Below are 12,528 nucleotides of genomic sequence, written 5' to 3' on the forward strand. Positions count from 1 at the left end.
GTTTCCCGCGTGCTTATGTCAGGGCAAAGCAGACCCGAACTCGCACAACGGAGATCGCCATGTGGGAAGACCGCTACCGCAACGAAGGGGATTACCTCTTCGGCACCGAACCCGCGCGGTTCCTGACCGAGAACCCGTGGCTGGCCCGGCCCGGCAAGCGCGCGCTCAGCGTGGCCGATGGCGAGGGGCGCAATTCGGTGGAACTGGCGCGTTGGGGGATGCAGGTCACGGCTTTCGATCTCTCGCCCACGGCGGTCGAACGTGCCCGCGCGCTGGCCTCGAAAGCGGGTGTCGCGCTCGACACGCAGGTCTCGGACTGGGCGGGCTGGGACTGGTCGGCGTCCTACGATCTGGTGATGGGGATCTTCATCCAGTTCATCACGCCGGATGAACGCCCCGCGCGCTTTGCCGATCTCGCGCGCGCCGTGGCGCCGGGCGGGCGGCTGGTGCTGCATGGCTACCTGCCCGAACAGGTGGCACTCGGCACGGGCGGGCCATCGGACCCGGCACAGATGTGGACGCCCGACATGCTGCGCGAGGCCTTTGCCGATTTCCGCATCGAACGCCTCGCCGCTTATGAGCGCGACGTGCAAGAGGGGCGCGGCCATTCCGGGCGCTCGGCGCTTGTGGACTTCGTCGCCACGAAAGCCTGACGCGAAATCCGCCCCTTCACTTTGTTACAAATACTCACCGGAGGGGTCCGGGGGGGGGGGCGTGCCCCCGCCCCGGCGGGGGGTGTGGGGGGCTGGCCCCCCGCGGGCCCGTTATCCGCGCAGGATGATGCAGGTGGTCGAGCCCGTGGCGTACAGCTTGCCGTCCTCGACGCCCCTGATCGTGCCCTCGGCCACCGCGGTCGAGCGCCCGGCATGCTGCACCCGCGCGCGGCATTCGATCAGCGTGCCGGGTTTCAGCGCGCGCGTCAGGTTCACCTTGTATTCCAGCGTCGTGTAGCCCGCGCCGCGCGGCAGGGTGGTGGCGACGGCGCAGCCCAGCGCGCTGTCCAGAAGCGTGCCGTACCAGCCGCCATGCAGCCCGCCCATCGGGTTGAGATGGTCGAATTTCGGCTCGCCGCGAAAGGCGACCTCGCCCTCGCTCACCTCGTGCGGCCAGAAATTCATCCCCTTGGCGATCGGCGCGCCGGCCATACGGCCGTCGAAGATCGCCTGCATGTATTCAAGCCCGGTCAATTGCGCGACCGCGTCGCGGCTGGGCATGTCCTCGGGGCGGGTGGCGGGAAAGGGATCAGGCATGGCGCATTCCTTCTGAGATCGAAGAAAGGCTAGGCAGGCCCGTCCCGTCCGACCAGTGCGCGCGCGGATCGGGGACGCAACGTCATCGGCTGTCCGGCGTGTTCATTCGAACCGCGCCAGCCACAGCAGCATCGCGTCCAGCTGCGGACGGCGGGTGGCAATCAGCGTTTCGGCCATGGCGCGGACCTCGGGGTTGTGGCCGTGTTCCAGCACCAGTTCGGCCATCTCGATGGCGCGCTGGTGCTGGGGGATCATATGGCGCACGAAGTCGATATCGGCATCGCCCGTCAGCGGCACGTCGAGCATCCGCGTCTGTGTATCGAGTTCCGCAAAGGCGCGGGCCGAGGGTGTGCCGGGCACCTCCTGCGCCAGCGCGAAGGACGGGCACAGGGTCAGAAAAAGAGCAAGGAAGCAGCGATGCATGGGGTCTCCTGCGTAGCGGGCCGTCCCTTGGCAGAACGGCCCACGGGGTGCAAGGGTTCCCTTAGCGACCCGCGTCCGCCTGCATTTGTGCCCGTGCTGCCGCCAGCGCTTCGGGCAGGACCCGCGCGAAGGCGTCGAGTTCGTCATCGGGGCCGGTGCTGACGCGGATGCAGCGGTCTTGTGGCGCGACGAAGGGCATGCGGATGAAGACCCCGCGTTTCACCGTCTCGGCCAGCACCCGCCGCGCGAAATCTCCATCCGCGCCGCAATCGATGGTGACGAAATTGGTGGCCGAGGGCAGGGCGCGCAGCCCGTTATCGGCGGCGATCCGTGCGATGCGATCCCGCGCGGCGGCCACTTTGCCGAGGATATCGTTCAGATACGCCTCGTCCTCCAGCGCTGCCAGCGCGCCGATCTGCGCCGCGCGGTTCATGCCGAAATGGTTGCGCACCTTGTCGAAGGCCGCGACCAGTCCCTTAGCGGCAATCGCATAGCCCACCCGCGCGCCCGCCAGCCCATAGGCCTTAGAAAAGGTGCGAAAGCGGATCACGCGTTCGTCCTGCGCGTCGATCCTGGGCGCGGTGCCTTCGGGTGCGAATTCGACATAGGCTTCGTCCAGGACAAATAGCGTGCCTTCGGGCACCCGGTCGAGCGTCGCTTCCAGTGTCGCCGCGTCGTGCCATGTGGCCATCGGGTTGTCGGGATTGGCGAGGTAGACGAGTTTCGCTTGCGTCTCGCGCGCCTTGTCCATCAGGGCCGTGGGGTCCTCGTGATCGTCGCGGTAGGGAACTTTGTGCAAGACGCCGCCGAAGCCTGCGACATGGTAGTTGAAGGTGGGATAGGCGCCCTCGGAGGTCACGACCGCGTCGCCGGGTTCGACCACAAGCCGCACGAGATACCCCAGCAACCCGTCGATGCCTTCGCCGACGATGATGTTGTCGGGACTGACGCCGTGTTTTCGGGCCAGCGCGTGTTTCAGGTCGTGGCTTTGCGCGTCGCCGTATTTCCACTGCGCGCCCGCCGCGGCCTGCATCGCCTCGATCGCGCGGGGCGAGGGGCCGAAGCCATTTTCATTCGCGCCAAGCCGGGCGATGAAGGGCGCGCCGCGCTCGCGTTCGGCGGTTTCGGGGCCGACGAAGGGCACGGTGGCGGGCAGGCTGGCGACGAGGGCGGTGTAGCGCGGGCTCATGCGGGATTGTCCTTGGCGTCGTTGAGCCAGCTCCAGATGCGGAGCGGCGTGAGCGGCATATCGACATGGCGCACGCCCTGCGACCACAGCGCGTCGAGCGCGGCGTTTGAGACGGCCGCAAGCGCGCCCACGGTGCCCGCCTCGCCGCAGCCCTTCATGCCGATCGGGTTGTTTTTAGACGGCGTGGGGTCGCTGACGAAGCGGATATTGGGCACGTCGGTGGCGCGCGGCACTGCGTAATCCATCAGCGAGCCTGTCAGAAGCTGACCGTCGGCATCGAAGCGGATGTCTTCGGCGGCGGCCTGCCCGAAGCCCTGCACGACGCCGCCATGAACCTGCCCCTCGGCCAGCTGGGGATGCATCAGCACGCCCAGATCGTCGACCGCAAGGTAACGGTCGAGCCGCATCGCACCGGTTTCGGGGTCGATCTCGACCTCGCACAGATGCGCGCCGTTGGGAAAGGAACGGCCTGACAATTGCGTGCGTTTCTCGTGGCGCAGCAGGTCGCTGCGGCCCTTCGCGCGCGCCAGTTCGGCCGCTTCCATCAGCGTGAGCCGCCGGTTCGAGCCGGGGGCCGAGAAGATGCCGTCCTCGAAGGTGAAGGGCGCTGCGTCGACCTCTTCTTCCAGAAACGCGGCAAAGGCCTCGACCATCGCTTCGGCGGTGCCGTGGGTGGCCGTGGTCTGCACGGTGACCGAGCGCGAACCGCCGGTGCCGCCCCCGCGCCCGATCAGGTCGCTGTCGCCCTGCACGACCTCGATCGCATCGAAAGGCAGGCCGCTGATATCGGCAAGATACTGGGCATAGACGGTTTCGTGGCCCTGTCCGTTCGACTGGGTGCCCACATAGAGCTTCACGCCGCCCGTGTCGGTGAATTCGATGGCCGCGCCTTCGCTGTCCTCGCCCAGAATGGATTCGATGTAATAGGCAAAACCCATCCCGCGTAGCAGGCCTTTGCCCTGGCTTTCCGCGCGCCGGGCGGGGAAGCCCGCGACATCGCCCAACTCTTGCGCGCGGGCCTGAACGCGGGCGAAGGAGCCCACATCATAGGTCATCTCGCCCGGCGTGGTGTAGGGGAAGGCGTCGGGCGCGATGAAGTTCTTCGCGCGCAGATCGAAGGGCGTCAGGCCCAACTCGCGCGCGGCCATGTCCATCGTGCGCTCAAGCAGCGTGATCGCCTCGGGGCGACCCGCGCCGCGATAGGCGTCGACCGGGGTGGTGTTGGTATAGATCCCCTGCACGTCGAGCGTGGCGCAGGGGATGTCGTAGACGCCGGTGAACACCTTCGAGAACAGCTCGGCCTGAATCATCTGGCCGAATTGCGAATTGTAGGCGCCGAGATTCGAGCGTGTCTCGACCCGGTAGGCAAGGATGCGGTGATCGGCGTCGAAGGCCAGTTCCGCCGTGCTTTCCAGATCGCGCGCGCCGTTATCGGCAAGCATCGCCTCGGAGCGGTCCGAGATCCACGCGACCGGCTTGCCCAGCGTGATCGCCGCCTGCGCGGTCGCGTATTGCTCGGGATATTGCATGGTCTTCATGCCGAAACCGCCGCCCACATCGGGGGTGGTGGCGCGGACCTGTTCGGGGTCGAGATTCAGCACGCGGGCGAGTTCGCGCTTGTGGTTCCACACGCCCTGACCGTTGAAGGCGAAATGCAGCCGCTCGCCGTCCCATTCCGCCAGCGCCGCGCGGGGCTCCATGCTGACGGTGGTGACGCGGTTCTGGCGCACGGTCAGGCGGGTGGTATGGGCGGCCTTGGCAAAGGCGGCCTCGACCGCCTCGGTATCGCCCAGATGGAATTCGACGGGCAGGTTGTCGGCGACGTCGTCATGCACCAGCGGGCCACCCGGCGCGAGGTCGAGATGCGCGGGCTTTTCGTCGTAATCGAACACGATCGCCTCGGCCGCGTCCTGCGCCAGCGCGCGAGTGTCGGCGACGACGATGGCGATGGGTTCGCCCACGTGGCGCATGACGCCGTCGGCAAGGATCGGGCGATGACTGGCTTTGCCCTTGCGGCCCAGCCGGTCCTTGGTCAGCACCGCCCAGAGGCCCGCAGTCACGCCCGCCGCTTTCAGATCCTCGGCGGTGAGAATGGCGTGGACGCCGGACATCGCGGCCGCGTCCGACGTGTCGAGTTCGGTGATGACCGCATGCGCCACGGGCGCGCGCAGGAAGGCCGCGTGCAGGCAGCCCTTTGGCAGGGTGTCGTCGAGATAGCGCCCGCTGCCGGTCAGGAAGCGCAGATCCTCGCGGCGGCTGACGCCCTGTGATTGTCCGAATGCGCGCATGGTGTCCCCCTCGTTCGCGGCGCGAGGATACAAGCCTGCGGGGCGAGGGCAAGGGGCGCGGCGTGGCGCTTTGCCGGGGCCGCGCGCGCCCGGTTCAGTAGTCCCCGTGCCACCAGCCCTTGCCGCTAACCGGGTCGCGATAGACGGCCACAATGGTGCCGGGTTCGGGCACGTCCGCGCTTGGATGGCCCCGGCTGAGGCCGGTGAGCCCGTCTTCCGTTTCCCAGCGGATGCGCCACTGGTCCAGCGTCTTGCGGCCATGCGTCATGCGCTGGGTCACGCGGGCCAGCAGGCGCGGTCCGTCCTGCACCGCGCGGCGCTGCGAGGCCAGTTCGCGCCGGATGAGCAGCCCATAGATCAGCGCCACAAGCGCCGAGATCAGCCCACCGGCACCCGCGATGGCGGCGCGGCGGCGGTCCTGTGCGGGTTCGATCTGGGCGATGTCGGGCGCCGCGCGCGAATAGCGCAGCGCGATGGTGTCGGCGCTTCCCTCGCCCAGATAGTAATCCGAGGTGACCGAAAAGGCCTGCTCATGCACCGCGCCGTCGTTATCGGTGTAGGTGACGCTGAGTGTGTAGCGCCGACCATTCGTGCCATTGCGGTTGCGCAGCGTTTCGATCTGGCGGTCGGTGACAGTGGCTGTCGTGAGCACCCCGTCGCGCGCGATCACACTGTCTTCGACGACATACCATGCCGACCACAAGAGCCCGGCAAGCCCGAGGACGCCGAACAACAGCACCGCGACGAAGGCGTCGTGGCGGGTATAGCTGCGGCGCGACATATCGGGGCGGGGCCGCGTGGCGGGGTCGGTATCGGTCATTCAGGGCTCCGCGCGCCGGGGAAGGGACACTCCCCCGGCTTTGGGCGTGACGGGAAAGCGCGCGCTCACACCGCGACGGGGCGCGGCGCGGCCTGTGCGTCCGTCTGTGCGGTCGCCAGCGCCTGCGCGGCGGCGTCGAGCGCGCCTGCACCATGCGGGATACCCAGCGCTTTCATCCCGGCATCCATCGTCGCCAGCGCCCCCAGCGTCATCGGCGCGTTGACATGGCCCATATGCGCGATGCGGAAATAGGCGTCGCCCGCCGGATCGCCCGGCTCAGCCATGCCCAGCCCGATACCCAGCGTGACGCCCGCCTCGAACTCGGTCCAGCGGCGCAGACGGGTACCGTCATTGCCTGAAAGCCGCGCTGCCGTGACCGAGCGTCCGCGCTGGTCCGGGTCGGCGATGTTGAGCCGGAAGGCACCGTCCTTGCCCCAGGCCTCGGCCGCGGCCCAGACGGCGTGGGCGAGCGCATTGTGGCGCGCCCAGACGTTTTCCAGCCCTTCCTCGTTGATCATGGTGACGGCTTCGCGCAGGCCGAACAGGTGATGGGTGGGCGCGGTGCCGTACCAGTTCTCATAGAACGCCGTGGCCCCGTTGCGGGGCGTCCAGTCCCAGTAGGGCGTGCGCATATCCGAGGTTTTCGTGCGTTCCAGCGCACGGTCCGAGAAGAAGATGAAGCCCAGACCCGGCGGCGTCATCAGCCCTTTCTGGCTGGCCGCGATCATCACGTCGACGCCCCATTCGTCCATGCGGAACTCGTCGCAGGCAAGGCTGGCGATGCAATCGACCATCAGCAGGCCCGGATGGCCCAGTTCGTCCATCAGCTTGCGCACTGCCGCAACGTCATTGCGCGCGCTGGTGGCGGTGTCGACATGCGTCACCATCACCGCCTTGGCGTCGGGACTGGCCCGCAGCGCGGCCTCGGCCCGCTCGAGGTCGATGGGGGAAGCCTTGCCGAAATCGGTGACGACGGTGTTGATGCCCAGCTGGCGGGCATTCTCGGCCCAGCCATGGCCAAATCGACCTGTGGCAAGAATGACAGCCGTGTCCCCACGGTTAAACACATTCGTATTTGTCGCTTCCCAGGTCGCGTGGCCGTTGCCTATGTAGATAGCCAGGTTTTGCGACGTGCAGGCTACGGCCTTCAGATCCTTGCGAAGCCCGGCGACCATGTCGACGAGATCGCCCTCGTAAATATTGGGGGCGGCCCTGTGCATCGCGGCGAGGACGCGGTCGGGCATCACCGAGGGACCGGGAATGGCAAGGTACTGACGGCCGTTGGAAAGGTTCATGAGAGTGTCTCCTTGAACCTGTATCGATAGTAGCGGCGATTGAAACGGTCAACGCTGCAAGATTGGTGCAAGCGGGCAGAAAGCGCGCTGCAGGCTGCAAGACGGGGGGACGATGGAACAAAGCAAGGCAGGGCGCCCGGTAATGGGGGATTGGGCGCTGGATGTTTGCGACGGCGATTTGAGCCCGCAAACGGCCCGCACCCTTGCCAGACTGCATTTTCTGGTTTTCGATCACGGGTTGGTACGGGCGGTGTGGAAAAACCGGTTCGAGATCGCCCCGGGTATCTGGCGCTCGAACCAGCCTGCGGAAGCGGATCTTGCCAGGATGCGTGCTGCCGGCATTACCACCATCGTCAATCTGCGCGGAGCCAGTAACCGCGGCTACCGGATGCTCGAGGACGAATGCTGTCGCCGGCTGGGGCTCGACCTTGTGCATATCCGGCTGACCGCCAAGAAGGCGCCGAGTCGCGAAACCCTGCTTGAACTGGTGGGGATTATCCAGCGGTTGCAGCCTCCGCTCTTGCTGCATTGCAAATCCGGGGCCGACCGGACGGGTTTCGTCTCGGCCCTGTGGCGGCTCTTGCGCGAAGGGGACAGTGTCGAAGCGGCCATGAGTCAGCTTTCGCCGCGCTACGGTCATTTCCCGCGTTGCAGCCGGGGCGTGCAGGGGCAGATCCTGCGCAGCTATGCGCGTGAGGGCGCCGCCGCAGGACTGTGTTTTCCGGGCTGGGTGGAAACGCACTACACGCCCGAAGCCGTCACGCGCGATTTTCAGGACTGGCTGGCCCGGTCCCGATGACCCTGTGGACACGCAATCGACAGGTGCGGGGGCTGTCAAGCCGCGCGCAGCCGCCTATATCCGCCCCATGAGCCAGACTGACACCCTTCTTCACCCCGATACCCGCTGCGCCCCTGTCGCGGGCCGCGCGATCCTGCGCGTCGATGGCGTGGACCGCGTCAAGTTCCTGCAGGGCATGATCACGCAGGATATGGGCCGCATCACCCGCGACGGGATCGGCTATGCCGCGCTTCTGACGCCGCAGGGCAAGCTGATCGCGGATTTCCTTGTCATCCCGCGCGACGAGGATGTGCTGATCGACGTGGCCGAGGATCTGGCCGACGATCTGGCGAAGCGGCTGACGATGTTCAAACTGCGCTCGAAAGTGACGATCGAGCGCACCGATCTGCCGGTGACGCGTGGCCTTGGCCCGATGCCCGAGGGCGCGCTGCAGGATCCGCGCGATCCGGGCTTGGGCTGGCGGCTTTACGGTGCCACACTCAGCCAGGGCGAGGCGCCCGACTGGGATGCGATCCGTGTCGCGCACCGGATCCCCGAGACGGGGTTCGAGCTGGTGCCCGGTGACAGCTTTATCCTTGAGCTGGGCTTCGAGCGGCTGGGCGGCGTCGATTTCCGCAAGGGCTGCTATGTGGGGCAGGAAGTCACCGCGCGGATGCATCACAAGACCAGCCTGCGGCGCGGACTGGTGCGCGTGGCGCTGGAAACGCCCGTGGCGCCGGGAACGGCGGTGGTGATGGAAGACGGACGCGAGGCCGGGACGGTCTGGACGCAGGCGGGGGGCGAGGGGTTGGCCCTGATGCGGCTCGACCGGATCGACGGGCCGCTCAGCGCGCAGGGCGTCACGGTAACGGTGGTCGAGACGCCGGCAAGCTAACCGGCGTCCCGCCCGGGCTTTCAGCCCACGGGCATGAGCGCGACGGCAACGCGCCGGCCTTCGGACAGCAGCACGTTATATGTCCGGCAGGCAGCGGGCGAGGCCATCGGCTCGACCGCAAGGCCCGCCTCTTCCAGCGTTTTGCGGAAAGACGGGGGCAGGTGCGCGATGTCGCCGCCGGTGCCCACGAAAAGCACGTCGATCTCGCCCACAAGGGGCAGAAGTGAGGCGGTATCGTCAAACCCGCCCCATTCAAGCACGTGCCCCGGTGCAAAGGCCACGGGGGCTGGATGGGCGACACCGTCGAGACGGAAGAAATCGGCACCGTAACCCTCGACGGGTCTGGCATTGCCGAAGTCCATTTCGTTCAGACGCATGTCGCCCCTCCCGTTTGCTATGGGCCGCTCAGGCCGAGGTGCCGAACTGGGTGCCGGCCTTGTCGCCACCCTTGCCCCAGTCGCGCTTGACGCCCAGCCGCTTCACCACGACGGCGGCCACGTAGACCGACGACCACGTGCCGACGAAAACACCCCAGATCATCGCGAAGACGAAGCCCCGGATCACGTCACCGCCGAGAATGAACAGCGAAATCAGCGCGATCAGCGTGGTGAACGAGGTCATCAAGGTCCGCGTGAGCGTTTCGTTCAGCGACAGGTTCATCACGTCGATGATCTCGCGCTGCTTGAACTTGATGAGGTTCTCGCGCATCCGGTCGAATACGACCACGGTATCGTTGAGTGAATAGCCGACGATGGTCAGCAGCGCCGCGATGATCGCAAGGTCGAATTTCAGCTGCAAAACCACGAAAACGCCGATCGTCAGGATGATGTCGTGCACCAGTGCGGCGACCGCTCCCAGCGCGAACTGCCATTCGAAGCGCAGCCAGATATAGACCAGCACGGCCCCCAGCGCGGCCAGCACGGCGATCATCGCATCGCGCACCAGCTCGCCCGAGACCTTGGGACCAACCGATTCCACCGAGGTGAAATGCAGCGTTTCGTCATAGCCCTGCAGCGCGGTTTCGACCTGCGACAGGATCTCGGGCGAGACCGATTCCTCGTCGCCCTGCGCCTGAATGCGGATCGTGGCGACGTTTTCTTCAGGACCATAGGTCGGGTCGAAAACCTCGGTGATCGCCACATCGCCCAGTTCGAGCGGTGCGATGGCGTCACGATATTCGCCGATATTGACCGGCTGCGTCGCCTCGGTCCGGATCGAGGTGCCGCCCCGGAAGTCGATGCCGAAATTCAGGCCGATGGTGAAGAAGACGGTGATCGAGGCGACGATCAGGATCATCGACAGGCCGAATGTGTATTTCCACGGCCCCATGAAGTTGATGTCGGTATCGTCGGGAACGAGTTTCAGGCGGTACATGATAGTCGCTCCTTACAGGGCCAGCGTCTTCGGACGGCGGCGTTCGAACCACCACACGACGATCAGCCGCGTGACGAACAGCGCCGAGAACACCGAGGTGATGATCCCGAGGCCCAGCGTGATCGAGAAGCCCCGCACCGGGCCCGAGCCCAGCGCGAACAGGATCGCGGCGGTGATGAGGGTGGTGATGTTGGCGTCGAGAATGGCCGACATCGCTTTTTCATAGCCCAGCTCGATGGCCCGGGCCGGGCCGCGCGCGGTGCGCATCTCTTCGCGGATCCGCTCGAAGATCAGCACGTTGGCGTCGACCGCCATACCGATCGTCAGCACGATGCCGCCGATCCCCGGCAGGGTCAGCGTGGCCCCGATGAGCGACAGAAGCGCGAAGATCAGCGCCACGTTGAACAAGAGCGCGATATTGGCGATCCAGCCGAACAGCCCGTAGCTGAGGCCCATATAGAGCAGCACCAGCACCATCGCGACCACGGCCGCGATCTTGCCCGCATCGACGCTGTCCTGACCCAGTTCCGGGCCGATCGTGCGTTCTTCGAGGAAGGTCATCTCGGCGGGCAGGGCGCCCGCGCGCAGCAGCACGGCAAGCTGGGTCGATTCCTCGACCGTGAAGCGGCCGGTGATGATGCCCGAGCCACCGGGAATGGCGCTCTGGATCACCGGGGCCGAGACCACCTCGCCGTCGAGCACGATGGCGAAGGGGCTGCCGATATTCTCGGCGGTATAGAGCCCGAAGGCACGCGCGCCCGCCGGGTTGAAGCGGAAGCTCACCGCCGGGCGACCGTTCTGGTCGAAGGTCGGCTGCGCGTCGGTAAGCTGCTCGCCATTCACCACCGGGGTCGGTTCGAGAATATAATACAGGCCGGGCGTGTCCATGTCGGGATAGACAAGCTGACGCGGATCGCTGGCGGCGTCGGCATTGCTGGCCGTGCCGACCACCGGGTGGAAGGTCAGCCGCGCGGTCGTGCCGATCAGCGCCTTCAGCTCGTCCGCCGAACCGATACCGGGCACCTGGATCAGGATCCGGTCGGCGCCCTGACGCAAGATCGTGGGCTCGCGCGTGCCGACTTCGTCGACGCGGCGGCGGATGATCTCAAGCGACTGGCGCATTGTGCGGTCATCGGTGGCGAGACGCTCGGCCTCGGACAGCGAGATGACAATCTCGTTGCCCTCGGTATGGATGTCGAGGTCCTGCTGGCCGATGCCAGTCAGCGTCTGCATCGGCTGCGAAAGCTGGCGCACAAGCGTCAGCGCCTGCGGAAGCTGCTCAGTATTGGCGATGGTCACGCGCAGAATGCCCGGATCGTCCGAAGGCATCCGCCGCACACCGCCCAGCGTCGCGCGTTCCTGCCGCAAGAGGTCGCGGACCTCGGGCCAGAGCGCGTCGATGCGGTCGGCATAGACGTCGGTGACATGGACTTCGGCAAGAAGATGCGCGCCGCCGCGCAGGTCGAGACCCAGATTGATCAGGTCCGAAGGCAGCCAGTCGGGCCACAGCGCGCGGTCTGCCTCGATCTCGGGCGAGGACTGACCCGCCTCGATGCTGGCGAGGGCGTCATTGTGGCGTTCGACCCTGTCGTAGAACAGGTTGGGCGCCGCGAAGGCGACGGCGCCGAGGCAGATCAGCACGATGAGCGCGCGCTTCCACAGAGAGAGTTGCAGCATGGTCGGGCCTTGGGGCTAAAGACGGGCAGGACCCGGGCGGCTGGCCTGAAGCATGCGGCGCGCGCGGGCGGTGCCGGAAACGACCGATGCCGCGCTCGCGGGCGCGGCATCGGCCACAACGGGTTACTCGGTGGTCGCCGGTTCTGTCTTCGACAGAACGCTGGTGATGGTCGAGCGCACAACGCGGACCTTCACGCCTTCGGCGATCTCGACCTCGATCTCACCGTCTTCCTTGACCTTGGACACCTTGCCGATCAGGCCGCCCGCGGTGACGATCTGGTCGCCCCGACGCAGGGCAGCGACCATGTTGCGGTGCTCTTTCATCTTCTTCTGCTGGGGCCGGATCAGCAGCAGCCACATGATCCCGAAGATCAGGATGAAGGGGACAAGGTTTTGCAAAAGGGCTGCGCCGCCGGCGGCATCTGCGGCCTGGGCGTAGGCGGGGGTGATGAACATTGGGCTCCTCAGGATGAACAGGGGGCCGGGACACCCCCGGCAGAAGTCGGGCGCACCCTATATGGGGGCCGGTGCGAGTTCAA

The 12,528-nt window shown here is 66.6% G+C and carries 13 protein-coding genes; 3 read left to right on the plus strand and 10 right to left on the minus strand.

From position 1 onward, the window contains the following. The first annotated feature begins 59 nt into the window (after positions 1-59). The gene (locus tag JI664_RS19445) at positions 60-653 is read left to right on the plus strand and encodes an SAM-dependent methyltransferase (protein WP_207015439.1); all 594 of its coding nucleotides are present in this window, start codon (positions 60-62) and stop codon (positions 651-653) included. Between the two features lie 111 nt (positions 654-764). Here JI664_RS19445 and JI664_RS19450 read toward each other — a convergent pair whose 3' ends face one another. The 6 genes from JI664_RS19450 to JI664_RS19475 form a co-directional block, all read right to left on the minus strand. After that, positions 765-1,250, minus strand: coding sequence for a PaaI family thioesterase (locus tag JI664_RS19450; RefSeq protein ID WP_207015440.1), 486 nt, complete (start codon positions 1,248-1,250; stop codon positions 765-767). 102 nt (positions 1,251-1,352) lie between these two features. Continuing rightward, positions 1,353-1,673: a DUF305 domain-containing protein gene (locus JI664_RS19455; protein WP_207015441.1), complete on the minus strand. Its 321-nt coding sequence runs from the start codon at positions 1,671-1,673 to the stop codon at positions 1,353-1,355. Between the two features lie 61 nt (positions 1,674-1,734). Then, the gene (locus JI664_RS19460; RefSeq protein ID WP_207015442.1) at positions 1,735-2,862 is read right to left on the minus strand and encodes a pyridoxal phosphate-dependent aminotransferase; all 1,128 of its coding nucleotides are present in this window, start codon (positions 2,860-2,862) and stop codon (positions 1,735-1,737) included. Then, entirely contained in the window at positions 2,859-5,150 is a 2,292-nt protein-coding gene (locus JI664_RS19465) for a xanthine dehydrogenase family protein molybdopterin-binding subunit (protein WP_207015443.1), read from the minus strand. Before JI664_RS19465 ends, JI664_RS19460 begins: the two co-directional genes overlap by 4 nt. A gap of 94 nt (positions 5,151-5,244) precedes the next feature. After that, positions 5,245-5,970 (minus strand): DUF3592 domain-containing protein, encoded by a 726-nt coding sequence (locus JI664_RS19470; protein WP_207015444.1) that lies wholly within the window; start codon positions 5,968-5,970, stop codon positions 5,245-5,247. Between the two features lie 65 nt (positions 5,971-6,035). Continuing rightward, positions 6,036-7,265 carry a pyridoxal-phosphate-dependent aminotransferase family protein gene (locus JI664_RS19475; protein ID WP_207015445.1) on the minus strand — a complete coding sequence of 410 codons (1,230 nt, stop codon included), beginning with the start codon at positions 7,263-7,265 and terminating at the stop codon, positions 6,036-6,038. Positions 7,266-7,377: 112 nt separating this feature from the next. On the opposite strand from JI664_RS19475, the gene JI664_RS19480 reads away from it, so the two are divergent. After that, a complete protein-coding gene (locus JI664_RS19480; protein ID WP_207015446.1) occupies positions 7,378-8,064 on the plus strand; it encodes a fused DSP-PTPase phosphatase/NAD kinase-like protein in 687 nt (228 codons plus the stop codon). Positions 8,065-8,131: 67 nt separating this feature from the next. Further along, complete coding sequence (locus tag JI664_RS19485) at positions 8,132-8,938, plus strand: YgfZ/GcvT domain-containing protein (protein ID WP_207015447.1); 807 nt, start codon at positions 8,132-8,134, stop codon at positions 8,936-8,938. Between the two features lie 20 nt (positions 8,939-8,958). Here JI664_RS19485 and JI664_RS19490 read toward each other — a convergent pair whose 3' ends face one another. The 4 genes from JI664_RS19490 to yajC form a co-directional block, all read right to left on the minus strand. After that, positions 8,959-9,315 carry an Mth938-like domain-containing protein gene (locus JI664_RS19490; protein ID WP_207015448.1) on the minus strand — a complete coding sequence of 119 codons (357 nt, stop codon included), beginning with the start codon at positions 9,313-9,315 and terminating at the stop codon, positions 8,959-8,961. A 28-nt stretch (positions 9,316-9,343) separates the two neighbouring features. Further along, positions 9,344-10,312 carry a protein translocase subunit SecF gene (gene secF / locus JI664_RS19495; protein WP_207015449.1) on the minus strand — a complete coding sequence of 323 codons (969 nt, stop codon included), beginning with the start codon at positions 10,310-10,312 and terminating at the stop codon, positions 9,344-9,346. A 12-nt stretch (positions 10,313-10,324) separates the two neighbouring features. After that, a complete protein-coding gene (gene secD, locus JI664_RS19500; RefSeq protein WP_207015450.1) occupies positions 10,325-11,989 on the minus strand; it encodes a protein translocase subunit SecD in 1,665 nt (554 codons plus the stop codon). Between the two features lie 123 nt (positions 11,990-12,112). Next, entirely contained in the window at positions 12,113-12,445 is a 333-nt protein-coding gene (yajC, locus tag JI664_RS19505) for a preprotein translocase subunit YajC (RefSeq protein WP_207015451.1), read from the minus strand. Positions 12,446-12,528: the final 83 nt, after the last annotated feature.

This window comes from Rhodobacter sp. NTK016B (genome assembly GCF_017303295.1).
Taxonomy (GTDB): domain Bacteria; phylum Pseudomonadota; class Alphaproteobacteria; order Rhodobacterales; family Rhodobacteraceae; genus Pararhodobacter.

Excerpts from the sequence above, each read along its gene's own strand:
- JI664_RS19445 (WP_207015439.1), top strand. The coding sequence starts at position 60 with ATGTGGGAAGACCGCTACCGCAACGAAGGGGATTACCTCTTCGGCACC.
- JI664_RS19450 (WP_207015440.1), bottom strand. The coding sequence starts at position 1,250 with ATGCCTGATCCCTTTCCCGCCACCCGCCCCGAGGACATGCCCAGCCGC.
- JI664_RS19455 (WP_207015441.1), bottom strand. The coding sequence starts at position 1,673 with ATGCATCGCTGCTTCCTTGCTCTTTTTCTGACCCTGTGCCCGTCCTTC.
- JI664_RS19460 (WP_207015442.1), bottom strand. The coding sequence starts at position 2,862 with ATGAGCCCGCGCTACACCGCCCTCGTCGCCAGCCTGCCCGCCACCGTG.
- JI664_RS19465 (WP_207015443.1), bottom strand. The coding sequence starts at position 5,150 with ATGCGCGCATTCGGACAATCACAGGGCGTCAGCCGCCGCGAGGATCTG.
- JI664_RS19470 (WP_207015444.1), bottom strand. The coding sequence starts at position 5,970 with ATGACCGATACCGACCCCGCCACGCGGCCCCGCCCCGATATGTCGCGC.
- JI664_RS19475 (WP_207015445.1), bottom strand. The coding sequence starts at position 7,265 with ATGAACCTTTCCAACGGCCGTCAGTACCTTGCCATTCCCGGTCCCTCG.
- JI664_RS19480 (WP_207015446.1), top strand. The coding sequence starts at position 7,378 with ATGGAACAAAGCAAGGCAGGGCGCCCGGTAATGGGGGATTGGGCGCTG.
- JI664_RS19485 (WP_207015447.1), top strand. The coding sequence starts at position 8,132 with ATGAGCCAGACTGACACCCTTCTTCACCCCGATACCCGCTGCGCCCCT.
- JI664_RS19490 (WP_207015448.1), bottom strand. The coding sequence starts at position 9,315 with ATGCGTCTGAACGAAATGGACTTCGGCAATGCCAGACCCGTCGAGGGT.
- secF (WP_207015449.1), bottom strand. The coding sequence starts at position 10,312 with ATGTACCGCCTGAAACTCGTTCCCGACGATACCGACATCAACTTCATG.
- secD (WP_207015450.1), bottom strand. The coding sequence starts at position 11,989 with ATGCTGCAACTCTCTCTGTGGAAGCGCGCGCTCATCGTGCTGATCTGC.
- yajC (WP_207015451.1), bottom strand. The coding sequence starts at position 12,445 with ATGTTCATCACCCCCGCCTACGCCCAGGCCGCAGATGCCGCCGGCGGC.